Raw genomic sequence first — 21,158 nt, forward strand, 5'->3', positions numbered from 1 at the left:
AGCGGCAGATCCGGCATACGACCACCCTAGGAACGGCCCGCCGGGCGGGGCCATGCCGGAGATTGCCGGATGATCGGTCAGGAATTGCGGTACGCCGACGGCCGTACGCCGGTGTGCCGCAGGAACGCCGTCGACAGGGCGCCGGGGCTGGCGAAGCCGCACAGCGGCGCGATCTCGGCGACGGTGAGGCCGCTCTCGCGCAGCAGGCGCTGGGCCTTCTCGATCCGCAGGCGGGCGAGATAGCGGTGCGGCGTCTCCCCCGTCGCCTGCCGGAACACCCGGACCAGGTGGAAGACGCTGAGATACACCTCGTCCGCGAGGTCGGCCAGCGTGAGCGGTTCGGCCAGCCGTTCGCGCATGAAGGCGATCGCGGCGCGGACGCGGGCGTCCTCGCGCGCCGGTGGCCGCTCCCGTGCCCGGGAGTGGCGGGTGAGCAGGTGGACGGCCAGGAAGGCGGCCGCGGACTCGGCGTACAGGTCGCCGGGCTCGTCCGCGGCGCCGACGGCGCGCACGGCCTCCTCGATGAGCGGGTCGCCCGCGGCCACGGACGCCGCCATGCCCGCGTAGTCGGGCGGGCGGCCGCCCAGTTGCTCGGCGGCCCGCTCGACAGCGCCGCGCGGCAGGTGCACCTGCACGCTGCGCATCGGCCCGTCGGCGCGGTAGCGGCGGGTGCGCGCCTGGTCGGGCACGCCCAGCTCCAGCCGCCCCGGCGCCCAGGTGTGGCGGCTCCACCGGCCGCCGGCGCGCGTCTCGATGGCGGCCCTGCCCGCCACGGGCAGGACCAGGTGCAGGTCGGCGGCGGCGGGCAACTCCATGTCCTCGGCCAGCGGCACGTGCTCGAAGCGCTGCACGAGCAGGGACCGCCAGCCGAGGTTCTCCCAGCTGCAGTGGGTGCGCCGGACATAGCGCGCCATGTCGAATCCGGCGTAGGGCCGCAGATCGAGCTGGGCGGAGTCGAACACCATAGGCCCGAGGCTACCCGCGCAGGATCAGCCCTCGCCGGTCCGCGTGAAGTGGAAGGGGCAGTGGGTGCCGCCCACCCCGATGGTGGTGACGCGGTCGAAGCGGAAGCCGTCCTTGTCCGGGTCGATCGCCTCGATCCAGTTGCCGTCGAACGCGCACATCGCCGGGGTCAGCTCGGGGGCGGAGTTGGCCACGAGCACGTCGTGGTAGAAGCACCGGTGGACCTCCAGCAGGTAGCGGCGATCGTCGTCGGCGGGGCGGCGGAAGGTGAAGCCCTCGCCGAAGGCGTACACCTCGCGCGCCTTCGAGACGGCGACCAGGGCCTCGAACGGGTCGGGCGCGGCGTCCAGCATCGCCCTGGTGCCCTCGCGTACGGCATCGCCGAGCGGCTTGATCAGCGCATCCCGGACCGTGCGGATGGCGGCCTCGCGCCCCAGCCGCGGCCGCAGGGTCTCATACCCCGCCACCAAGGCGAGGGTGATGCGGAGGTTGTAGCGCGCGGGTTCGTCGACGACCATGTGGGCGTTGGCCGCCTCCAGCTCCGCGTGCCGGGCCCGCATAGCGGTGACGAGGAGGTCGCCGGGCAGCGCCTGCTCGCGCGACACCGCGCGGATGTGGTCGTAGAAGCCGTCGATGAGCACGGCAGTGTCGCGATCGGGGTCGGGGACGTAGTCGCCGTCGGCCAGTCCGAACTGGTCGGTGGACATGAAAGGTCCTTTCGGGACGGACTCGGTCCCGAACACGGCCGCATCTCGCGCGGAGCATGCCGACCGTGCTCGCGACCAAGCGAGCACGCCGACGCACTCCACCGACCGACCGGCGCCAACGAACTTCAACGGATTGTGTCGGGTCGATTCTGCCACACACCGGCTTGTCCGGGCCCGTGGAAGATCGTAGGCTGGGCATTATCAGACGAATATCGTCCGAATAAAGGACTCCCCCATGACGCTGACTCTGACCGAGGCGGGCCGTACGCTCACCGACCCGTCCGCGTACGCCGACGAGGCCCGCCTGCACGAGGCGCTCAGCCTGCTGCGCCGCGACGATCCGGTGCACTGGGTGGAGGCGGAGGGGTACCGCCCGTTCTGGGCCGTCACCCGTCACGCCGACATCATGGAGATCGAACGCAACCACCCCGTCTTCCTCAACGCGCCCCGCCCGGTGCTGGCGAAGGCGGAGACGGACGCGCGGATCAAGCGCAGCCAGGCCGAGGGCACCGCCCTGCGCACGCTGATCCACATGGATGACCCGCAGCACCGGGTGGTCCGCGCGATCGGCGCCGACTGGTTCAGGCCCAGGGCCATGCGCGCGATGGAGCAGCGGGTACGCGAGCTGGCCCGCCAGTACGTGGACCGCATGGCCGAGTACGGCGGCACGTGCGACTTCGCCACCCAGGTGGCCGTCCACTACCCCCTCTACGTGATCCTGTCGCTGCTCGGCCTGCCGGAGTCGGACTTCCCCCGGATGCTCAAGCTCACCCAGGAGCTGTTCGGCGGCACCGACGAGGAGTTCCAGCGGGGCGGCACCGCCGAGGACATCATGGCCACGCTGATCGACTTCTTCACCTACTTCCACGGCCTGACCGCCGCGCGCAGGGCCACGCCCACCGACGACCTGGCCTCGGCCATCGCCAACGCCCGCGTGGACGGCGAGCCGCTTTCCGACTACGACGCCGCCTCCTACTACGTCATCATCGCCACCGCCGGCCACGACACCACCAGCTCCACGATCAGCGGCGGCCTGCACGCGCTCATCGAGCACCCCGGCGAGCTGGCCCGCCTGCGCGAGGATCCCGCCCTGCTGCCCACCGCGGTCGAGGAGATGATCCGGTGGGTGACGCCGGTCAAGGAGTTCATGCGCACCGCCGCCGCCGACACCCAGGTGAACGGCGTGGCCGTGAAGGAGGGCGAGTCGCTGCTCCTGTCCTACCCCTCGGCCAACCGTGACGAGTCCGTCTTCACCGACCCGTTCCGCTTCGACGCCGGCCGCGACCCGAACAAGCACCTGGCCTTCGGGTCCGGCGTGCACTACTGCCTCGGCGCGGCGCTGGCCCGCATGGAGACCCGGGCGCTGTTCGCCGAGCTCCTGCCCCGCCTGGAGTCGATCGAGCTCGACGGGACGCCCGCGTGGATGTCGACCACCTTCGTCGGGGGGCTCAAGCACCTGCCGATCCGGTACCGCCTGAAGGGCTGAGCATGACCAACACCCGGGGCAGGCCGGCCGACCCCGGCATCGAGGAGCGGGTGCTCACCGCCGCCCTCACCCTCTACGGCGAGGTCGGCTGGGCCGGGTTCACCCTCGACGCGGTCGCCCGCCGCGCCCCGGTGGGCAAGGCCGCGCTCTACCGCCGCTGGCCGACCAAGGAGTCGCTGCTCCTGGCCGCCTTCGAGCGTCTGTCCGAGCTGCCCGCCGAGCCCCTGGACCCGAAGGACCTGCGCGGCCTGCTCGTGACCGTGGCCGAGCAGGTCATCGGCATGTACGTCGGCCCCAAGGCCATGGTCCTGCCCCGCATCATCCTGGAGGCCGGGCAGTACCCTCCCCACTTCGACCAGATGGTGCAGAACATCGTCCAGGCCCGCTTCTCCCTGGGCCACGAGGTGGTGGAGGCGGCGCTGGAGCGGGGCGAGCTGCCGCCCGGCACCTCGCCCGACCTGATCGTCGACGCCATCATGGGCGGCGTCCTGCGACTGCTCGTGCTCACCCCCGGCACCCGGCGCGCGGCCATCCACGCCGAGCGCGCCCGGCACGCGGCGGCCATCGCCGACGCAGTCCTGCGGGCGGTCGGCTCTCACTAATCAAATTTGTCTAGTAGAGTCCTCGGCATGACCGGTGAGAAGACCGTTCCGCTGCTGCCCTGCCGTTCCATCGACGACATCTCCGAGTTCTACGAGATGCTGGGCTTCACCAGGACCTACCGCCAGACCCGCCCGAACCCGTACGTGACCGTGAAGCGCGACGACATCGAGCTCGGCTTCTTCGGCATGCCGGACTTCAAGCCCGAGGACTCCTACGGCACCTGCCTCGTCGTGGTGCCCGACACCGGCGAGCTGTTCGCGGCGTTCGCCGAGGGGATGCGCGCGGTCCACGGCAAGCTCCTGGTCTCCGGCATCCCCCGGATGACCCGCCCGCGCAAGCGCAAGAACGCCGACAACCACTCGGGCTTCACCGTCATCGACCCCGGCGGCAACTGGATCAGGTTCGTCGCCGCCAAGGCCGAGGCGGAGGCGGAGGCGCCGCTGAGCAAGCTGGCCTCGTCCCTGCGCAACGCCGTCGTCATGGGCGACTCCCACGGCAAGCACGACCAGGCCGCCCGCATCCTCGACACCGCCCTGCGCCGCGACCGGGAGACCGCCGCCGCGAAGGACCTGCTGGAAGCCCTGACCTACCGCGCCGAACTCGCCCTGCGCGCCGACGACCACACCGCCGCCCGCGACTTCCTGGCCCAGGCCAGGCAACTCCCCGCCACCGAGGCCGACCAGGACACCCTCACCGGCCTGCGCGACATCGAGGCCGCCCTGAGAACTTAGGCTGGCAGGCGTGATCGCCTCCCTCCTCATCACCGTCCTGCTGGGACTGCTGGGTCTCTTCCAGCTCGCCCTGGCCGCGGGCGCCCCGCTCGGGCGCTTCGCCTGGGGCGGGCAGCATGACGTGCTGCCGCCCCGCTTACGCGCCGGAAGCCTGGTCGCGATCGCGATCTACGCGCTGATCGCGCTGGTCGCCCTCGACCGCGGCGGCCGGATCAGCCTGCTGCCCGACGCCGTGGCCGTCGTAGCGATGTGGGTGGTGTTCGGCTACCTCGTCCTGGCCACCCTCCTGAACGCGCTGTCCAGAAGCAAACCGGAGCGCTACGCGATGACCCCGGTGACGATTGCCCTGGCCGCCCTGAGCCTGCCCCTCGCCCTGGGCTAGCCGCCCAGGGGGACGCGCCGCGGCGTCACCTTCCCGCCGCTGATCCGCCAGCCCTGCTTTAGGCGTACGACGGTGTCCTCGTAGGTGACGCTGCCGCTGGTGCCGTCGGCGTTGACGCCGATGCCCTTGGACAGCGCGCCCAGGCGCTGGTGCGGATCATGCGTCACGGCTTGCAGGCGTGCGGTCCTCAGGCGGCTGGGCGGCGGGACCAGGTGGCCCAGCGCCAGAGCCACTCGAGCGGCCCCTGACGGAAGCGGCGCAGCCACAGCGTGGACACCAGCCACTGAGGGATCAGGACGGCCGCGGCGATCAGCACCACCGCCGGCTCCGGCCAGTCGCCCGGTGAGCCGCCGAGCACGCGGGCGATCAGCAGGACGAGCACGGTGGCGCTCAGGTAGTTGGTCAGCGCCATCCGGCCCAGCGGCGCGAACACCGCCTGCAGCACCGGCCGCAGCGGCGTGCGGAGCAGGAGCATCAGGCCGCACACGTAGAAGCCGGCGGTCAGCAGCCCTGCCAGGGAGAACCAGAAGGTGAAGGCCGCCGTGCCGTCGGTCTGGAGCTGCAGCCACGCCGCGGGCACCGCGCCCACCGCGAAGAGCGATGCCAGAACGGCGGGGCCGCGCGTGGAGTGGCCCATCCGGTCGGCCACGCCGTAACGGGTCAGCGCTGAGCCCAGCAGGAACAGCCCCGGCACCAGCGGCACGCCGTTCACGCCGAGGACCAGCGGCGTCACGACGAGAACGGCCGCCAGCCCCGCGACCGCCCAGCGCGGCAGCCACGTCGAGGGCAGCAGCACGACGAGCCCGGCGACGGCGTAGACGGTCAGGATGTCGCCGCGCCACAGCAGGAACATGTGCGCCAGGCCGACGGCGAGCAGCACCAGGAGCCTGCGCAGCAGCACGACGCGCGGCCGGGGCGTGCGGCCGGCCGCCGACTCCAGCAGCAGCGAGAACCCGATGCCGAACAGAAGCGAGAAGATCGGGAAGAAGCGCTGGTCAACGAGGAAGCCCAGCACGGAGGGGCCGGCGCCGGCGGCGGCCGGGGCGACGCCGCCCGTGTGCGCGATCGGCTTGACGTTGGCGAGCAGGATGCCGCACAGGGCGAACCCGCGCAGCACGTCGAGGGCGGCGATCCGGGGCCGGGGCGTTGGCTGTGACATGAGGCCCCATCCTGCGGACCCGATCCGGCCGGCGGCATCGGCGGAAAGCAGGGAAGAAGGACCGTACCTTCGGCCGATACGAGCCGCCGGGGTCGCGCATCTAGCCTGTCGGCGTGCGTGTTCTCGATCGGCTGCGGGCGGCGGGGCTCGGCCTCGCCCTGGCGGCGGCCGTGGCCTTCCAGGCGTACCAGGTCGGCGCGAGCTGGGGTGGTCTTCACGCGGTGCCGGGCGCGGCGATCGCGGCCGTCGTGGGCGGGCTCGCCCTGCTGCGCGGTCTCAGCCCGCTCCGGACCGCGCTCGCGGGCCTGTCCGTCGCGGCGCTCGCCGTGCTCGCCACGTGGTTCCTCCCGCTGCCAGCAGAGCCCAGCCCGGCCACCTCGCTCGGGCTGGCGGTGCTCGTCGCCACCGCCGTCAGGACGCTGCCCGCCCGCACGGCCGCCGCCGTGGCCGCCGCGGGACTGGCGGTGGTGGCGGGCGGGTTCCTCGCCGCGCCCGCCTCGGCGGTGCCGCCGCTGAGCGCGCTGGCCTGGCTCGCCGCGGTCCCGCTCGGGCTGGTCCCCCGGCTGCTCGACGCCCGCCGCCACGCCGCCGCCGAGCGGGTACGGCAGGCCGTACGCCTGGAGCTGGCCAGAGAGCTGCACGACGTCGTCGCCCACCACGTCACCGGCATCGTGCTCCAGGCCCAGGCCGCCCAGCTCGTCACCGCCAGGCATCCGGACCGGACGGCGGACTCGCTGGCCGGCATCGAGTCGGCGGGCTCGGCGGCGCTGGCCGCCACCCGGCGCGTGGTCGGCCTGCTGCGTGACACCGGCCCCGTCGCCGAAGGCCACGAGCGGCTGGAGGAACTGGTCGAGGGCTTCGACGGCCGCCGGGCTCGGCTGCGGATGGAGGCCGAGCCGTCCGGCTGGCCGCCCGAGGTGAGCGCGACCGTGTACCGGATCGTGCGGGAGGCGCTGACGAACGTCGCCCGGCACGCGCCGCGGGCGAGCACCGTCACCGTCACCGTCACCGAGGACGGCGACGCGGTGACCGTCGAGGTCGCCGACGACGCGCCGCGGGCGGGCGTCCGAGGCCGGCGGCGGCCCGGCTACGGGCTCGTCGGGATGCGCGAACGCCTCGAAGCCCTCGGCGGCACGCTGGCCGCCGGGCCGCGGCCCGGCTCCGGATGGTCCGTCCACGCCGTCATCCCCACCGGCGCTCGCCGGTGATCCGGGTGCTGCTGGCCGACGACCAGGAGACGGTGCGGGCCAGCCTGCGGGTCATCCTGGAGGACCAGCCCGGCATCGCCGTGGTCGCCGAGGCCGCCGACGGGGTGGAGGCGGTCGAGCAGGCCCTGCGTACGGTGCCGGACGTGTGCCTGGTGGACGTGCGGATGCCGCGTCTGGACGGGATCGGGGTGGCGCGCGCGCTGGCCGGGGAGCCGCCTCGGGTGGTGATGGTGACCACCTTCGACCTGGACGAGTACGTCCACGACGCGCTGCGTCTGGGGGCGGCCGGGTTCGTGTTGAAGGACGCGGGTCCGAGGCTGCTGGTGGAGGCGGTGCGGGCGGCGTACACGGGGGACGCGCTCATCTCGCCGGCGATCACGCTGCGGTTGCTGCGGCGGCTGGCCGAGCGCGGGGCGCGGGCCCCGGCTGGGGCGCTGACCTGGCGGGAGGCGGAGATCGTCCGGGCGGTGGCCAGGGGGCGGACCAACCAGGAGATCGCCGATGAGCTTTATCTGTCGCTGAGCACGGTCAAGGGGTACGTGTCGGGCATCCTGGACAAGCTCGGCGTACGCGGGAGGGTCGGGATCGTGGCGTGGGCGTGGGAGAGCGGGCTGATGGACTCCTAGTCGGTGGGCTCGGCGTCGGGCTCCACGTCCTCGCGTTCCTCTTCCTCCTTCTCGGCGTCGCGGCGCTCCTCCCGCACCTTCTGCTCGGGGTCGGGCGGCGGGTCGACCGGCTCGGCCGGGATCGGGCGTGGTGTGTCCCGCACCTCGACGCCCGCGCGCTCGGCGCGCATGTCGCTCTCGCCGTTGACCCGGCCGACGGCTTCCGGGAGATCCTCGGGCTCGCGTTCGTTCATGCCGTCCCCCTGCCCCGAGCCCGCCTGAGTATCCCGCTACTGATGCGACGGGCCGCGGCGGGCTGAGACCGTCGCCGCGCCTGTTCGACCCGAGCGAGCTGGTCCCGCCGCCGCGGGAACCCGCGCCGATCCTCCCGCAGCGCGTGCCCGCCGACCCGGCCGCCGCGACGCTCCGGCTGCTCTCCCTGACCTGTCGTACGCGGTGGAGATCATCGAACTGGACGGCGGCCTGGCGCACATGGACGACCACCTCGGCTCCGTGGTGGCGATCGCGCCACGGGAACGAAGTCCGCCGTCCTGACCGAGGGGTCAGCGGTCGACGAACTGCGCTACGAGGTGGTGTGAGCGGGTTGCTTCGAGGGGGTGCTGGGCGCGGTTCTGGAGACCGCGTTCAGCAGGGGTGGGGCGGCTGTGGCGACGAGGAGGGCCAGGGCCGCCGGGATCGCCAGTGCGAGGGGGAGCGTTCCGGCGCTCGCCACGTAGCCGATGAGGGCGGGGCCCACGAGGCCGCCGCCGTAGCTGATGGTGGTGACCGTGGACAGGCGGCGGGCCGCGCCGTCGGCGGCGCCGAGCAGGCTGGTCACGATCGGCCAGACCACGGCCATCCCGGCGCCCGCCAGCGCCCACCCGGCCATCGCGCAGCCCACCCCGATGCCGGACGGCAGCAGGCCGGCGGCCAGGACCAGGCCGTAGCCCGCGGAGGCGGTCACGCCGCACAGGCGGATCGTGGTCACGACGCCGAGCCGCGTGCGCAGCGCGTCGCCGGCGAAGCGGACGAGCGTCATCGCGACGAAGAAGACCGTGTACACGAGCGAGCCCGTGGCGGGGTCGGCGCCCAGGACGCGGGTGGCGTGCACCCCGGCCCAGTCGGTGGCGGCGCCCTCGGTGACGAAGGCCGCCGCGCCGACCACGCCCAGCATGATCATGAGCCCTGGCCTCGGGGGCGCGGACGGCCCGTGCGGGACCACCTGGGCGGCGGGGCGCGACGGCGGGTCCGGCACTCCCCTGACCGCGGCCAGGGCGAACGCCAGGACGAGCGCACCCGCGGCCATCAGCAGCCGCACGTCCGCGCCGGCCCGCAGGGCCGCTGTCACGACCGCGCCGCCCGCGACCGCGCCCAGCGTCCACGTGCCGTGGACCGTGGCCATGACCGGCCTGGCGAGGGCACGTTCCACGGCCGCCGCCTGGAGGCTCAGGGCCACGTTCAGCACCCCGAACAACATCCCGAGCACCACCGCCGAGATCATCAGCGTCCCCGCCCCGTCCGCCAGCGCGGGACCCGCCAGCCCGATCGCCGCCGCCGGAGCGCTGACACGCAGCAGGCGCCGCCCGGTCCACCGCTCGGCCAGCCGCCCGGCCACCGGCATGGCCACCAGCGCGCCGGCGGCCAGCGCCATCAGCAACCAGCCGAGCAACCCCGGTCCGAGCGCCAGCCGCGCGTCGGTGGCCGGGAGCGTGGCGCCCCACAGCGCGTTCATGACACCGGTCAGCGCGTAGCTGAGCATGATCGTTCCTCGTCCTGTCATGGCCTGATCCTGGCGGCGGCCCCGGACCGGGGTCCAACACCTGTTCGAACGAGATTCACGCGCACGCTGTGTTAATCGGGTAGGAAGAAAGGGTGCCTGACGACGTGGAGATCCGGCTGCTGCGCCACTACGTGGCCGTGGCCGAGGAGTTGCACTTCAGCCGGGCCGCGCAGCGGCTGTTCGTGGCCCAGCAGGCGCTCAGCCGCGACGTCAGGCGGCTGGAGGACCGGGTGGGCCGCCGGCTGCTGGAACGCACCACCCGCCGGGTCACGCTCACCCCGGAGGGCCGGCTGCTGCTGACGCGGGCGCGGGAGATCCTCGGGCTCTACGACGCGACCATGCTCGAACTGCGCGGCCGGCCCCGGTCGCTGACCGTCGACGTGGTCGGATCCGGCCTCACGCCCGCGCTCGTGCTGGCCGCGGCGCGCGGGCGCGCCCCGGGGGTGGAGTTCTTCGCCCGCTTCCACAGCGGCGCGGAGGCGGCGGTCCCGCTGCTGCTGGACGGGCGGCTGGACGTCACGTTCGGGCGCAGTCCCGGCCTGCTCGACGGGGTACGGCAGCGCCCGGTCCGCCACGAGCGCATCGCGGTGCTGCTGCCGGAGCGGCATCCGCTGGCGGGGCGGCCGGCCGTACCGCTGGAGTCGTTGCGCGGCACGAGCCCGTGCATCCGCGCGGGCGACCACGCGACGCCGGGGTGGGAGCACGCGCTGCTGCAGTTGCTCGCGCCCTTCGGCGTGGACCCCGCGCTGGCCCACCCGCACGTGCGCGGCGGCGACGAGCTCGCGCGGCACATCCGCGACCGCGACGCGCCCATCCTCACCTTGACCACGCAACCCGACATCCCGGGCGCGGTCCTGCGCCCGCTCGTGGATCCCGTCGCGGTGTTCCCGTGGATGATGATCTGGCGCTCCGACGGCGACCATCCCGGCCTGCGTGCCCTGAGCGAGGCCGTGGACGAGCTGGCCGCGACCCACGGCTGGTCGGCCACGCCCGGCGACGCGTGGCTGCCGGAACCCGAGGCCAGCCTGCCCGCGCAGCCGGTTCCGCCGCCCCTCTGAGTACGGGGTTACTCATGTTTCCCGGCGTGCCACACCCGACAGTCGCAGAGAGGACATTCCCCTGTGAATCTCTCTGGAGCGGCACATCATGGCACTCTTACCACGCGGCGGCAGGTCCGTCGCCCTGATCGGCGTCCTGGTCGCCGCCCTGCTGGTGGCGCTGACCGGGTCCGCGTCGGCGGCCACCCAGGTCACGCTGACGGTCAGGATCGACTACCTCAAACAGATCGACAATCCCGACGACGCCTCCGGCGACGGCGACTACTACCCGGTGGTCCAGATCGCCGACGAGCGCTTCCCCCGCGGCCCGCGCATCGAGGACGACGAGTTCGAGCCGCTGGGCCTGCCCGAGTCGCCTGACGGCTGGGTGTTCAGCAAGGTGGTGAACCTGCCGAACAACGACACGACCGTGGACGTCACGATCGAGATCTGGGACTACGACGACGGCACCAACTTCGGCGACGACAAGATGGACCTCAGCAAGAACGAGAGGGACCTGACGCTCGACCTCGAGTACGACATCGTCAACGCCACCTTCTCCGGCGACGAGCTGGCGGTCGGCACACCCTGCCTGCGCAACGGCGTGCCGAAGGGCCACACCTGCGCCGAGGGCAACGGCGACTTCGACTACCCGGAGGAGAACGACGGCTACAAGACGCGGATCGGCTTCACGATCTCCTCGAACGTCGGCGCGAGCACCGACAGCGACGGCGACGGCCTGACCGACCTGGCCGAGATCCACGGCATCCGCAACGCCGACGGCTCGATGGCGCTGGACCTGAAGCGCTTCGGGGCCAACCCGCTGCGCAAGGACGTCTTCCTTGAGCTCGACTACTCCTCCGGCGACGCGCCCGGCCGCGAGGACATCCAGGCGATGAAGAACGCCATGAAGTCCGCGCCGGTCTCCAACCCGGACGGCTCACGCGGCATCAACCTGTGGGTGGACACCGGCAACCTGGTCGACCAGACGGTACGCCGCCAGCAGCAGCCGGGCACGTGCTTCGACGACCAGGACAACGGCGGCGACGGCCCGCGCGACGGCGCCGACCCCGACTGCCTGTTCCTCGACGCCAGCGCCGAGGACCCCTCACCCGGCAGCCGGTGCAACAACGCCGACGTGGCCAACCCCGCCTGCCTGGTCGGCGACGACCTCGGCGGCGGCGGCATGATCGGCGCGCTGAACAACTGCGGCATCGACACCGCCTTCACCACCGCCGCGGCCAACACCAACAACTTCGCGGCGGTACGGCGCGGCGTCTTCCGCTACGCCATCAGCACCTCCAAGGCGGCCACCTGCGGCGCCGGCGGGGAGGCCAGCACCGACAACAGGTTCTTCGTCGACTACAACCACGACGGCGGCACGCTGCTGCACGAGCTCGGCCACACCTTAGGGCTGGAGCACGGCGGCGACGCCGACGTCAACTGCAAGCCGAACTACGTCAGCGCCATGAACTACGACCTGCAGTTCGGCATCCCGCGCGTCGGCGGCGGCCGCATCGTGGACTTCTCCCCGCCCCGCCTGGCGCTGGACGGCACCTCACGCGGCGAGGTGCTGCGCCCGCTGAACGAGGGCTCGCTCGCCGAACAGCTCCTCGACGCCGACGACAACGAGAACCGATTCGTCTTCGTCGACGGCGACGACCAGAGCCCCGGCATCCCCGGCGTCCAGGGCGCGAAGATCACCGAGAACGTCGACGCCGACCCCGACTGGAACGGCGACGGCGACACCACCGACGACCCGGTCACCCCCGGCGTCAACATCAACACCGCGGGGCCGCCCGACCCGGTCGACGGCGTCAGGAGGCCGCGCGCCTGCGCCCGCAACACCAGCAACGCGGACACGCTGAACGGCTTCGACGACTGGGCCAAGGTCGCGGTCTCGATCCCGTTCCCCGGCTTCGCGGGCGGCCTGCGCCGTTCCGGAGCCGACCTGCCCGTCGCCCCGCAGCCCGACCCGGAGCAGTTGCCCACCCTTGAGGAGCTGAAGGCCGGCTGGGAGGCGGTCAACACGACCGACGTCGGCGTCGCCATCACCGCGAGCCCCGACCCGGTGCGCGGCGGCGAGACCCTGACCTGGACGGTGAAGGCCGTCAACGAGGGCCCCAACCCGGCCAGTTCGGTCGTGGTCACCACGACGCTGCCCCCGGAGGTCGCCTTCACCGACAGCACCGGGCCCTGTGTCAGGGACCTGGCCAAGGTCACCTGCCACCTCGGCGAGCTGACCAAGGGCGAGTCCCGGCAGATCACCATCCGGGCGAAGGTTCACGACGACGTCGTGCACAGCGGCGAGGAGTGCACGATCACCGCGACCGCGGTGGTCGACAACCTCGCGGGACCCGACCCCGACCCGTCCGACGACACCGCCAAGGCCGACACGCACGTGCTGGTCAAGACGGGCCTGAAGGTGAACGGCCCGGCCAACGTCGCCAACGACGCCCCGGCCACGCTGAAGGCCACGCTCACCGACGCCGCCGACCGTCCGGTCAAGGACCGGCAGGTGACGCTGACCCTCGGCACGGGCACGTCGGCCCAGTCGTGCCAGGCGCGCACCGACGCCGCGGGGGTGGCGAGCTGCGTGATCGCCACGGTGGCCCAGCCGGCCACCGCGACGAGCGTCGCGATCAAGGCGAGCTTCACCGGCGACGCCTGCTACCTGCCGTCGGACGCCTCGGGCACGGCCAAGCTGCTGTACTACACAGGTCGTTCGCACGCGCTGTCGGTCAAGCCGATCCTGCTGCCGCAGACCGTCGTGGCCGACACGGGCGAGGTGTCCACCTCGGCCAGGTCCACGACGGAGAAGACGGCGGCCTCGGTCTCGCTCGCGCTGGTCAACGCCAAGGCGCTCAAGGCCGGGGTGGTCACCGGCCTGGGCAGCTCCACCGGGCAGGCGACGGCCGACGAGGTGTCCATCGGGCTGCCCGGCCTGCCGGTCATCAAGGTCGCCGGGGTGCGTGCCACCTCGACGAGCAGCTGTGACCTGGGGGCGTACACGGCGAGTGCGAGCGGCACGACGACGCTCGGCTCGCTGACCATCGGCGGGGTGTCCCATCCGGTCGCCTCGATCGCGCCCAACACCGTCATCAGGGCGGGCGTGGCGACGATCACGCTGAACGAGCAGCGGCCGGTCGCGGGCACGTCGGCCGGGATGCTGGTCAACGCCGTCCACGTGAGCGCACCCGCGCTCGCCGACGTGGTGGTCTCCTCCGCGAGGAGCGGCGTGCACAACTGTCCGTGACACCCTGACCGGTCACACGCGGAGTTCACCACCGAGGCGGTTCAGCACCTCGGTGGTGAACTCCTTGGTCGTGGCGTTGCCGCCCAGGTCGGGGGTGCGGATCGGGGTGGTGGCGAGGACGGCGCGGAAGGCGGCCGTGATGTCGCCGGCGGCCTCGGGGTGGCCCAGGTGGTCGAGCATCATGGCGGCCGACCAGAGGGCGCCGACCGGGTTGGCCACGCCCGTTCCCGCGATGTCGGGGGCCGAGCCGTGCACGGGCTCGAACATCGAGGGGAAGTCGCGCTCCGGGTTGAGGTTGGCGGCGGGGGCCAAGCCGATGCCGCCCACCACCGCGGCGGCCAGGTCGCTGAGGATGTCGCCGAACAGGTTCGAGGCCACGATGACGTCGAACTCCTCCGGTTTCAGGACGAGCTTCGCGGCGAGCGCGTCGATGTGCTCCTGGTTCCAGGTCACCTCCGGACGGGCGCGTTCGGCGACCAGTTCGTCCCAGAAGGGCATGGTGTGGACGATGCCGTTGGACTTCGTGGCGGAGGTCAGCACGCCGCGCCGCCCGGCGGCCAGGTCGAAGGCGTAGTCCACGACCCGGGTGACGCCCGCCCTGGTGAACACCGACTCCTGGACCGCCATCTCCTCGGGGAAGCCGTGGCCCAGCCGGCCGCCGATCTCGGAGTACTCGCCTTCGACGTTCTCCCGCACCACGACGAGGTCGACCTTCGCGGCGCCGCGCAGCGGTCCGGTCACGCCGTCCAGGGTGGTGACCGGCCGCAGGTTGACGTACTGGCGGAAGGCGCGGCGGATCGGGATCAGCAGTCCCCACAGCGACACGTGGTCGGGCACGCCGGGGCGGCCGACGGCGCCGAGCAGGATGGCGTCGTGGTGGCGGATGCGGTCCAGGCCGTCGGCGGGCATCATCGCGCCCTCGCGCTCGTGGCGCTCGCACGACCAGTCGAAGATGTCGTAGCCCAGCGTGAAGCCGTGCCTGCGACCGGCGGCGTCGAGGACGGCGGTGGCGGCGGGCAGCACCTCGGCGCCGATCCCGTCGCCGGGGATGAGGGCGATGCGGTGGGAGGTCATGGCGCCCATTGAGCCGGACCGCGCGGGCCGAGGTCCAAGACGAGGATCGTGGCCGTCGTATAGGCGTTCCCTATATCGCCGCGTCTCTGTCGCCACGTCGCCAGCACCGCAGCACCGTCGCCGCGGGCTGGCGCGGGCGCTCCATCGCCGCTTCTCTGTCACCGCGGCTGGCGCGGGCGTTCTGTCGTCGCCACGAAGGCTCGGGCCAGGGCGCTGACCGGCTCCGTGCGGTGCACCAGCGAGACGTACAGCACCTCCTCCAGCGCCAGGTCGCGCACGACCAACCCCATCGGCTCGGCCAGCCGCCGCCACGAGGCCGCCACGACGGCGATGCCGACCCCGGCCAGGACCAGCGGCAGCAGAGCCTCGCGATGCTCCATCTCGACGGCGATCGCGGCCCCCGGCGCGGCGGCCAGGATGCGGTCGGCGGCCCTGCGCATCCCGGTGCCCGGCTGGCCGACGATGAGGCGGGCCCCGCGCAGCAGCTCGGGCGGGACGGGGCCGGCGCCCTCGGGCAGGTCGGCGGCATCCTGCGCGACCAGGACGAACGGCTGCCGCTCCACCGGATGCCACACCAGGTCGGGATCGGGGTCGGGACGGCCGAGCGTGGCGATCAGGCCGAGTTCCGCGGCTCCGGTCCGCAGGGCGGCGGCCACGTCGGCGGGCCGGTCGGCGGCCCGCACGGACACCTGGACGCCGGGGTGGCGGCGGCGGAAGGCGGCCACCAGTTCGGTCAGCGGGCTGACCGCCTGGCTGGGCATTGCGGCTACGGTCAGCCGCCCGGCCAGGAGCCGTTCGACCTCGACCACGCTCTCACCGGCCGCCGCCAGCCAGCGGGTGACCTGGCGGGCCGGGGTGACCAGGGCCTCGCCCGCGGGGGTGAGCACGAGGCGCCGGCCGTACCGGCGGAACAGCGGGGTGCCGAGGCCGCGCTCCAGCTTCTTGATCGCCTGGGAGACGGAGGGCTGGGCCACCCACAGCTCCTCGGCCGCGCGCTGCACGCCGCCGTGGTCGACGACAGCGAGGAAGTAGGTGAGCTGGCGAGCGTCCACGTCCGTCTCCGCATCCCTTCTTCCATAGGCGCTGCCTATGGAAGAACGACAAAGTTGGTCGTGGACAGTATGCCGGGTGGCCTGCCTGACTGGGGATTGCCCGATCACCCCCCCGAGGAGGGCCATTGTGAGCCACGCTCTGCTCCTGACGATGACCGGCATCGCCATCCTGGGCGTCATCGTCACCATCACCGTCTGGAAGCTCCCGCCCGTCATCGCGCTGCTGCTCGGCACGCTCTTCCTGGGCCTGACCACCGGCGTCGGCGCCGCCGGCACCACCAAGGCGGTCACCGCCGGGTTCGGCGAGGTGATGGCCGACATCGGGCTGCTGGTGACGTTCGGCGTGCTGATGGGCTCGCTGCTGACGCTGACCGACGCGCTGCGGCGGCTGATCGAGCTGATGCTGCGGGTGTTCGGCGAGCGGAGCATCCCGTACGTGTTCGCGGTCTCGCTGTCCTCCCTGTTCACCTCGATCTACTCGGACGTGCTGCTGGTGCTGACCGCGCCGCTGGCCCGGCGGCTCGGGCCGTGCATGGGGCGGCACGGCAAGGCCCTGATGGGCGGGGCGCTGACCGCGGGGATCGAGGTCGGGCTGGTGTTCGTGGTGCCGGGCGTGGCGGCGCTGGCCGTCGCGGGGCTGCTGGAGGTGCCGCTCGGCCAGATGTTCTGGTACGGGCTGATCGTCGGCCTGCCGACGGCGGTGCTCACCATGCTGGTCTTCGCCCTGCTCACCCCGCGCGCCCTGCGCTGGAACCCGGCCCTGGACGAGATTCCCGACGAGGAGCCCCGGGAACCCGCTTCGGGCGGGACCGCTCACAGCGCGCCCGCTCCTGCCGGGGCCGCTCCTGGCGGGGCCGCTCCTGGCGGGGCCGCTCCTGGCGGGGCCGCTCCTGCCGGGGCCGCTTCGGTGGACGCCGGTACTGGGGGCGTTCTGGTCCGGCAGGACCGGCGGGCCGGTCTCGGGGTGTCGCTGCTGCCCGTCGTCGCCACCCTGCTGCTCATCGCGCTCGGCGCGCTGGCGCCCAACCTCGGCTGGACCTCGCCGGTGCTGGTCTTCGTGACCGATCCGGTGGTGGCCATGTTCGCCGGGGCGACCACGTCGTACCTGCTGACCTGCCGCACCCACTCCCGGGCCGAGATCCACGCCGCCATGGGTCAGGGGCTGGCCGCGTGCGGGCCGATCCTGGTGCTGTCGGGCATCAGCGGCTCGCTCGGGGCCGTCATCGAGGCGTCGGGGCTGGCGAAGGTGCTCGGCGGCGCGTTCGGCTCGAACCTCCTGCCGCCGCTGGTCCTGGTCTGGCTGGTGGCGGCGGTGCTGCACGTCGCGCTCGGCTCGATCTCGGTCGCCGCGATCACCGCGGCGGGCATCCTCGCGCCGCTGGCCGGGTCGCTGGACACGCCGCTGGTGTTCGTGGCGCTGGCCGCCGGGTCCGGCGCGTTGTTCCTGCCGCACGTGAGCAGCAACTTCTTCTGGATGTTCCAGACGATGCTGGGATTGTCGACGCGGGGCACGTTCAAGACGCACTCGCTGGCGATGACGCTGTCGTCGGTGATCTCGCTGCCGCTCATCCTGCTGCTGGCGGCCTTGTGAGCACCGCGGCCACAGCCCATGGCGAACACGTGCCGGCGGCGGTGACGGCCTGCGGCCGCGGGACTACGCTCGGCCCCGACCTCACGAGAGGGGCGGCCCATGACGCGTGGGAAGAGGCGTGGGCGGTGCTCGCGCCGGTGACGGACCTGGGCGCGAACGGGCCGTCGAGGACTACACCGTCCTCGCTGAGGGGGCGGGTCGGGCAGGTCCGTCACACGCCGCTCGGGCACGTCGTCGTCGTGCTCTACGGTTGAGTGATGCTGTTCGTGGTCACGCCGCCGGCCGGGATGGCCGTTCCCGGCACCTCGCGTTTCGTCGAACTCGCCGCCGACCGGGTGGAGCTGGCCGCTCAGGTGGCCGCCGCCAAGTGGGGCACCGGTCAGCCCGTCGACGATCCGGTCAGGGAGGAGCAGGTGCTGGCCTCGGTGGCCGGTCAGTCGGTACGGCTGGGCCTCGACCCGGCCAAGGCCACCGCGATCTTCCGTGACCAGATCGAGGCGAGCAAGCTCGTCCAGCGTGCCCTGTTCCGGCGGTGGGGGGCGGATCCGGGCTCGCGTCCCGCCCACGGCCCCGACCTGCGGGCGGAGGTACGGCCCAAGCTCGACCGGATCACCGGAGACATGCTGCGGGCGATCAAGGACGCGGCCCCGGCCCGCGCGCTTGCCTCGTGCGAGGGGGAGCTGGCCTGGTCGGCGTACCGGGTCTCCTTGCTGCGTGACCTGGACCGCCCGCACCGCCGCGGCCTCCTGCGCGCGCTCGGCTCCTTCTGTGATCAGTCGTTGTCGTGGTAGACCATCGGACCGGCGGCGTCCAGGGCGGCCTTCGAGGCGTCGGTGAGCCAGGGCTTGGTGCTGCTGCCGTTGGCGAGGTTCTCGTACAGGGCCAGGGTGGCGACGACGTAGCGGTGGTTGTGCTGGGTCCATCCCCAGATGTACGCCGATGACCAGCTCCCCCGCCCGTTCGCGCACAGGCCGGATCCCGGGCCCTTCAGCGGGCACATGAAGCCCCAGTCGCGGGAACCGGCGGGCAGCTTGTCGAACGTCTTCTTGGCGGTGCTCGCGTCCTTGAACGGGATGACCCGGATGACGACCATGATGCGGTTGTTCTTGCTGGAGTTCGCGCTGGCGTAGACGCCGGAGATCATCTCCTTGCAGCGCGCGCCGCGCAGCACGGTCCGGACCTTGCCCTCCTGGAACCAGGCGGGGCAGTCGTCCTGGCGGGTCCCCTTGAGGTTGTAGCGCACGCCCTTCTTGGTGGTGAAGGTGTCGGCGAGGAGCGCGCCGGTCGTGATCGGGGTCTGGTCGGTGTCCTCGTCGTCGAGGAGCGAGGCGTCGAACGGCGTCTCGGTCGGCTCGGTCGGTGTCGGCTCGGGCGTCGGCTCCAGGGTCGGCTCGCTGGTGGGCGTGTCCGTGGCCGACGGGAGCGGCGTCTCCTGCGCGGCGGTGATCCCCTCGCGCACGCCCGTCTTGACCAGGCGCTTGGCCACCACGATCCCCCCGGCGACCAGCGCGATCACCAGGAAGCTCGCGACGCCGCCGATCACCCAGCCCAGCTTGGAAGCCGGGGCACGCGGCCCGCCCTTGCGCTCCTCGATCAGCGTGAACAGGACGAGGAAGTTCGGCAGGTCGCGCACGTGCGTGGTGGTGAGCGGACGCCACTGCTCGCGCACCTTGACCGAGGCGACGCCGTTCTCCACCCCGATCTCACTGATCTCCTGCCACGGCAGCGCGCCGGTCCGCGTCAGCAGCGCCTGCGGGCTCGCCGCGATCTCACCGAAGGCCACGGTACGGCCGGCCTGCAGCGCCGCCCGCGCCTGTGGCAGATGCGTCCGCAGGACGGCTCCGTGGATGGCGGGCCCCCACTGATCCGGGCGTTCGAACCCGTCGATGACCACGGGCGGGGAAGCACCGTCGGTCAGGGAGTAGACGCTCCTGAACGGATCGATGACATCCTTGAGCACCGTCACCGACTCCCACCGGTGCCCCTGGACCCGCCCGTCCGGCAGCCGCACGACGAACCCGTGCTCGAAGAGGTGCAGCTCCCGATCCCAGGGAGTTCCCCCGTCCGCCGGCCCGTAGACCGCCTCCGGCCGACCAAGACCATTTTGTGCGGCTATATCCCTGATCTGATCATTCACGAGCCTATGATCTAACATTTCCCGTCAAATCGGGCCACGGGGCGCGAAGTCCATACTGCGAGCGGCACCGGTTGTTCGCAAACATTGTCAAGGTTTGCCGCGTCTGACTCACTATGACGTCACAGACCAAGCACCAGAAGCGCCGGCCTTACGTGTCCCTGGCCGGCGCGGCCGTACTCACCGCCGGACTGACCCTCGTGCTGGGCGCGGGCGCGGCCACCGCCGCCGAGCGGCCGGGCGAGGCCGGCTGGGCGGCCGTCGTGAAACCGGCCCTGAACTGCCCCCAGCCGAAGACGCGCGCCGCCTGGAACGTCGTGCGCGCCCGGGTGGCGGCCGTCGGGGACCTCACCGGGGACGGCGGGCGTGAGACCGTCGTCGTGTCCTCGTGCCCGAGCCCCACGGCGAGCAATCCCCTGATCGCCTTCGTCTACGACGGTGCCGCCAAGCCCTCGAACCCGCGCCTGCTGGGGGCGCTCGGCAAGAACCGGTACTTCAAGTCGTTGAAGGTCACGGTCCGGGGCGGGCGCGTACACCTGCACGGCAAGGCCCTCAGCGACGCCGCGCCCCGGTGCTGCCCCGATTTGGTCGTCAGCCAGACCTACCGGTGGGACGGCAAGAAGCTGCGCCGGACGGCGGAGACCGTGAGCCGCGCCCGGTGACGTCTCCGTGCACGTCAACGGGGACTGACGATTCGTTCCGTCCTGAGGCCCCTGACGATCAGCCACAGCGCCAGGACGATGCTCTGTAGCCCCAGGGGCGCGTTCATGGTCAGGTAGAGCGGCGTGACGACGCCGGTCAGGCCGGTCAGCACCAGCAGGCTCGCCACCATGGCGAACCCGGCGCCGAGCAGGCCCCACGCCGACAACCAGCGGGGGACGAGCCGCGCGCGGTAGAGCAGGCAGAACAGCAGGAGGTCGCCCAGGCCCAGGGCGAGGATCAGCGCGACGTGGTTGACCAGGTCCCGCGCCACCCGCAGCAGCTCGGCCAGGGCCTCCAGATGCGGCGCGGCGGCCTGGGCGTACTCCTGTCCCAGCAGGACGAACAACGGCAGCATGATCACGCCGGCGAAGTGGAACGTCGCCGCGATCAGCCTGAAGCCGAGGAAGCCCAGGCTCAGGGTCTCGTTGACGGTCCGCAGGGCCGGGTACAGGCACAGCGCGAACCCGACATAGGCCGGGATCATCACGAACTGCGCGACCGCGCCGAGGAGAACCTGGCTCTCGTGCGCGGGGATCAGCGCGAGGAAACCCGGCTGCTCGATCACGGAGACGACGCTGAGCAGGCCGGCGAGCACGCCGGCGAGGACCAGGACGCCGGCGGCCGCGGCCGCCCGCCTGTTCGGATTCATAGCCCTCTTCTCTTGGAACACGTGCACTTACACCGTAAG

General features: G+C 72.5%; 21 protein-coding genes. 11 read left to right on the forward strand and 10 right to left on the reverse strand.

Features of this window, described 5'->3' with window-relative positions; all coding sequences use genetic code 11:
• Positions 1–77: 77 nt before the first annotated feature.
• The gene (locus ACIBEJ_RS07370; RefSeq protein WP_397181749.1) at positions 78–965 is read right to left on the reverse strand and encodes a helix-turn-helix domain-containing protein; all 888 of its coding nucleotides are present in this window, start codon (positions 963–965) and stop codon (positions 78–80) included.
• 24 nt (positions 966–989) lie between these two features.
• Positions 990–1,670, reverse strand: coding sequence for an L-2-amino-thiazoline-4-carboxylic acid hydrolase (locus ACIBEJ_RS07375; protein ID WP_397181750.1), 681 nt, complete (start codon positions 1,668–1,670; stop codon positions 990–992).
• 235 nt (positions 1,671–1,905) lie between these two features.
• On the opposite strand from ACIBEJ_RS07375, the gene ACIBEJ_RS07380 reads away from it, so the two are divergent.
• The 4 genes from ACIBEJ_RS07380 to ACIBEJ_RS07395 are packed head-to-tail and all read left to right on the forward strand — an operon-like array spanning position 1,906 to position 4,872.
• Positions 1,906–3,156, forward strand: a complete 1,251-nt coding sequence (locus ACIBEJ_RS07380) for a cytochrome P450 (RefSeq protein WP_397181751.1) — start codon at positions 1,906–1,908, stop codon at positions 3,154–3,156.
• 2 nt (positions 3,157–3,158) lie between these two features.
• Positions 3,159–3,758, forward strand: a complete 600-nt coding sequence (locus ACIBEJ_RS07385) for a TetR/AcrR family transcriptional regulator (protein ID WP_397181752.1) — start codon at positions 3,159–3,161, stop codon at positions 3,756–3,758.
• Positions 3,759–3,785: 27 nt separating this feature from the next.
• Positions 3,786–4,490 carry a VOC family protein gene (locus tag ACIBEJ_RS07390; protein ID WP_397181753.1) on the forward strand — a complete coding sequence of 235 codons (705 nt, stop codon included), beginning with the start codon at positions 3,786–3,788 and terminating at the stop codon, positions 4,488–4,490.
• Positions 4,491–4,500: 10 nt separating this feature from the next.
• Entirely contained in the window at positions 4,501–4,872 is a 372-nt protein-coding gene (locus ACIBEJ_RS07395) for a hypothetical protein (protein ID WP_397181754.1), read from the forward strand.
• Here the strand turns inward: ACIBEJ_RS07395 and ACIBEJ_RS07400 are convergent.
• Positions 4,869–5,039 carry a hypothetical protein gene (locus ACIBEJ_RS07400; protein WP_397181755.1) on the reverse strand — a complete coding sequence of 57 codons (171 nt, stop codon included), beginning with the start codon at positions 5,037–5,039 and terminating at the stop codon, positions 4,869–4,871. The genes ACIBEJ_RS07395 and ACIBEJ_RS07400 overlap by 4 nt on opposite strands.
• A gap of 20 nt (positions 5,040–5,059) precedes the next feature.
• Positions 5,060–6,031, reverse strand: coding sequence for a DUF418 domain-containing protein (locus ACIBEJ_RS07405; RefSeq protein WP_397181756.1), 972 nt, complete (start codon positions 6,029–6,031; stop codon positions 5,060–5,062).
• A 113-nt stretch (positions 6,032–6,144) separates the two neighbouring features.
• Here ACIBEJ_RS07405 and ACIBEJ_RS07410 point away from each other — a divergent pair, with 113 nt between their 5' ends.
• Both ACIBEJ_RS07410 and ACIBEJ_RS07415 read left to right on the forward strand, forming a co-directional pair.
• Complete coding sequence (locus ACIBEJ_RS07410; RefSeq protein WP_397181757.1) at positions 6,145–7,239, forward strand: sensor histidine kinase; 1,095 nt, start codon at positions 6,145–6,147, stop codon at positions 7,237–7,239.
• A complete protein-coding gene (locus ACIBEJ_RS07415; RefSeq protein ID WP_397181758.1) occupies positions 7,197–7,865 on the forward strand; it encodes a response regulator in 669 nt (222 codons plus the stop codon). Before ACIBEJ_RS07410 ends, ACIBEJ_RS07415 begins: the two co-directional genes overlap by 43 nt.
• Here ACIBEJ_RS07415 and ACIBEJ_RS07420 read toward each other — a convergent pair.
• Positions 7,862–8,098: a hypothetical protein gene (locus ACIBEJ_RS07420; RefSeq protein WP_397181759.1), complete on the reverse strand. Its 237-nt coding sequence runs from the start codon at positions 8,096–8,098 to the stop codon at positions 7,862–7,864. The two genes, ACIBEJ_RS07415 and ACIBEJ_RS07420, sit on opposite strands and share 4 nt — an antisense overlap.
• A gap of 329 nt (positions 8,099–8,427) precedes the next feature.
• Positions 8,428–9,624, reverse strand: coding sequence for an MFS transporter (locus tag ACIBEJ_RS07425; RefSeq protein ID WP_397181760.1), 1,197 nt, complete (start codon positions 9,622–9,624; stop codon positions 8,428–8,430).
• Between the two features lie 92 nt (positions 9,625–9,716).
• Between ACIBEJ_RS07425 and ACIBEJ_RS07430 the strand changes: the two genes are divergently transcribed.
• On the forward strand, positions 9,717–10,682 hold the full coding sequence (locus tag ACIBEJ_RS07430; protein WP_397181761.1) for a LysR family transcriptional regulator: 966 nt from the start codon (positions 9,717–9,719) through the stop codon (positions 10,680–10,682).
• A gap of 88 nt (positions 10,683–10,770) precedes the next feature.
• Complete coding sequence (locus ACIBEJ_RS07435) at positions 10,771–13,917, forward strand: choice-of-anchor P family protein (protein WP_397181762.1); 3,147 nt, start codon at positions 10,771–10,773, stop codon at positions 13,915–13,917.
• Between the two features lie 12 nt (positions 13,918–13,929).
• Here ACIBEJ_RS07435 and ACIBEJ_RS07440 read toward each other — a convergent pair whose 3' ends face one another.
• Together ACIBEJ_RS07440 and ACIBEJ_RS07445 are read right to left on the reverse strand one after the other, a co-directional pair.
• The gene (locus ACIBEJ_RS07440; RefSeq protein ID WP_397181763.1) at positions 13,930–14,991 is read right to left on the reverse strand and encodes a tartrate dehydrogenase; all 1,062 of its coding nucleotides are present in this window, start codon (positions 14,989–14,991) and stop codon (positions 13,930–13,932) included.
• A gap of 158 nt (positions 14,992–15,149) precedes the next feature.
• Positions 15,150–16,043, reverse strand: coding sequence for a LysR family transcriptional regulator (locus tag ACIBEJ_RS07445; RefSeq protein ID WP_397181764.1), 894 nt, complete (start codon positions 16,041–16,043; stop codon positions 15,150–15,152).
• Between the two features lie 127 nt (positions 16,044–16,170).
• Between ACIBEJ_RS07445 and ACIBEJ_RS07450 the strand changes: the two genes are divergently transcribed.
• A complete protein-coding gene (locus ACIBEJ_RS07450) occupies positions 16,171–17,634 on the forward strand; it encodes a GntP family permease (protein WP_397181765.1) in 1,464 nt (487 codons plus the stop codon).
• Positions 17,635–17,891: 257 nt separating this feature from the next.
• Positions 17,892–18,425 carry a chorismate mutase gene (locus tag ACIBEJ_RS07455; protein ID WP_397181766.1) on the forward strand — a complete coding sequence of 178 codons (534 nt, stop codon included), beginning with the start codon at positions 17,892–17,894 and terminating at the stop codon, positions 18,423–18,425.
• On the opposite strand, the gene ACIBEJ_RS07460 is transcribed toward ACIBEJ_RS07455, so the two are convergent.
• Positions 18,407–19,771 (reverse strand): DUF6585 family protein, encoded by a 1,365-nt coding sequence (locus ACIBEJ_RS07460; RefSeq protein WP_397181767.1) that lies wholly within the window; start codon positions 19,769–19,771, stop codon positions 18,407–18,409. The two genes, ACIBEJ_RS07455 and ACIBEJ_RS07460, sit on opposite strands and share 19 nt — an antisense overlap.
• Positions 19,772–19,884: 113 nt before the next feature.
• Between ACIBEJ_RS07460 and ACIBEJ_RS07465 the strand changes: the two genes are divergently transcribed.
• Complete coding sequence (locus tag ACIBEJ_RS07465) at positions 19,885–20,430, forward strand: hypothetical protein (protein WP_397181768.1); 546 nt, start codon at positions 19,885–19,887, stop codon at positions 20,428–20,430.
• Positions 20,431–20,444: 14 nt separating this feature from the next.
• On the opposite strand, the gene ACIBEJ_RS07470 is transcribed toward ACIBEJ_RS07465, so the two are convergent.
• Positions 20,445–21,119 carry a DUF4386 domain-containing protein gene (locus ACIBEJ_RS07470; protein ID WP_397181769.1) on the reverse strand — a complete coding sequence of 225 codons (675 nt, stop codon included), beginning with the start codon at positions 21,117–21,119 and terminating at the stop codon, positions 20,445–20,447.
• Between the last annotated feature and the right edge of the window lie 39 nt (positions 21,120–21,158).

Origin of the sequence: Nonomuraea sp. NPDC050790 (genome assembly GCF_044456745.1) — a bacterium.
Taxonomy (GTDB): domain Bacteria; phylum Actinomycetota; class Actinomycetes; order Streptosporangiales; family Streptosporangiaceae; genus Nonomuraea.

Bases quoted from the DNA above. Each gene is read 5' to 3' on its own strand.
- ACIBEJ_RS07370 (WP_397181749.1), bottom strand. From the start codon at position 965: ATGGTGTTCGACTCCGCCCAGCTCGATCTGCGGCCCTACGCCGGATTC.
- ACIBEJ_RS07375 (WP_397181750.1), bottom strand. From the start codon at position 1,670: ATGTCCACCGACCAGTTCGGACTGGCCGACGGCGACTACGTCCCCGAC.
- ACIBEJ_RS07380 (WP_397181751.1), top strand. From the start codon at position 1,906: ATGACGCTGACTCTGACCGAGGCGGGCCGTACGCTCACCGACCCGTCC.
- ACIBEJ_RS07385 (WP_397181752.1), top strand. From the start codon at position 3,159: ATGACCAACACCCGGGGCAGGCCGGCCGACCCCGGCATCGAGGAGCGG.
- ACIBEJ_RS07390 (WP_397181753.1), top strand. From the start codon at position 3,786: ATGACCGGTGAGAAGACCGTTCCGCTGCTGCCCTGCCGTTCCATCGAC.
- ACIBEJ_RS07405 (WP_397181756.1), bottom strand. From the start codon at position 6,031: ATGTCACAGCCAACGCCCCGGCCCCGGATCGCCGCCCTCGACGTGCTG.
- ACIBEJ_RS07415 (WP_397181758.1), top strand. From the start codon at position 7,197: ATGGTCCGTCCACGCCGTCATCCCCACCGGCGCTCGCCGGTGATCCGG.
- ACIBEJ_RS07420 (WP_397181759.1), bottom strand. From the start codon at position 8,098: ATGAACGAACGCGAGCCCGAGGATCTCCCGGAAGCCGTCGGCCGGGTC.
- ACIBEJ_RS07425 (WP_397181760.1), bottom strand. From the start codon at position 9,624: ATGACAGGACGAGGAACGATCATGCTCAGCTACGCGCTGACCGGTGTC.
- ACIBEJ_RS07435 (WP_397181762.1), top strand. From the start codon at position 10,771: ATGGCACTCTTACCACGCGGCGGCAGGTCCGTCGCCCTGATCGGCGTC.
- ACIBEJ_RS07440 (WP_397181763.1), bottom strand. From the start codon at position 14,991: ATGACCTCCCACCGCATCGCCCTCATCCCCGGCGACGGGATCGGCGCC.
- ACIBEJ_RS07455 (WP_397181766.1), top strand. From the start codon at position 17,892: ATGCTGTTCGTGGTCACGCCGCCGGCCGGGATGGCCGTTCCCGGCACC.
- ACIBEJ_RS07465 (WP_397181768.1), top strand. From the start codon at position 19,885: ATGACGTCACAGACCAAGCACCAGAAGCGCCGGCCTTACGTGTCCCTG.
- ACIBEJ_RS07470 (WP_397181769.1), bottom strand. From the start codon at position 21,119: ATGAATCCGAACAGGCGGGCGGCCGCGGCCGCCGGCGTCCTGGTCCTC.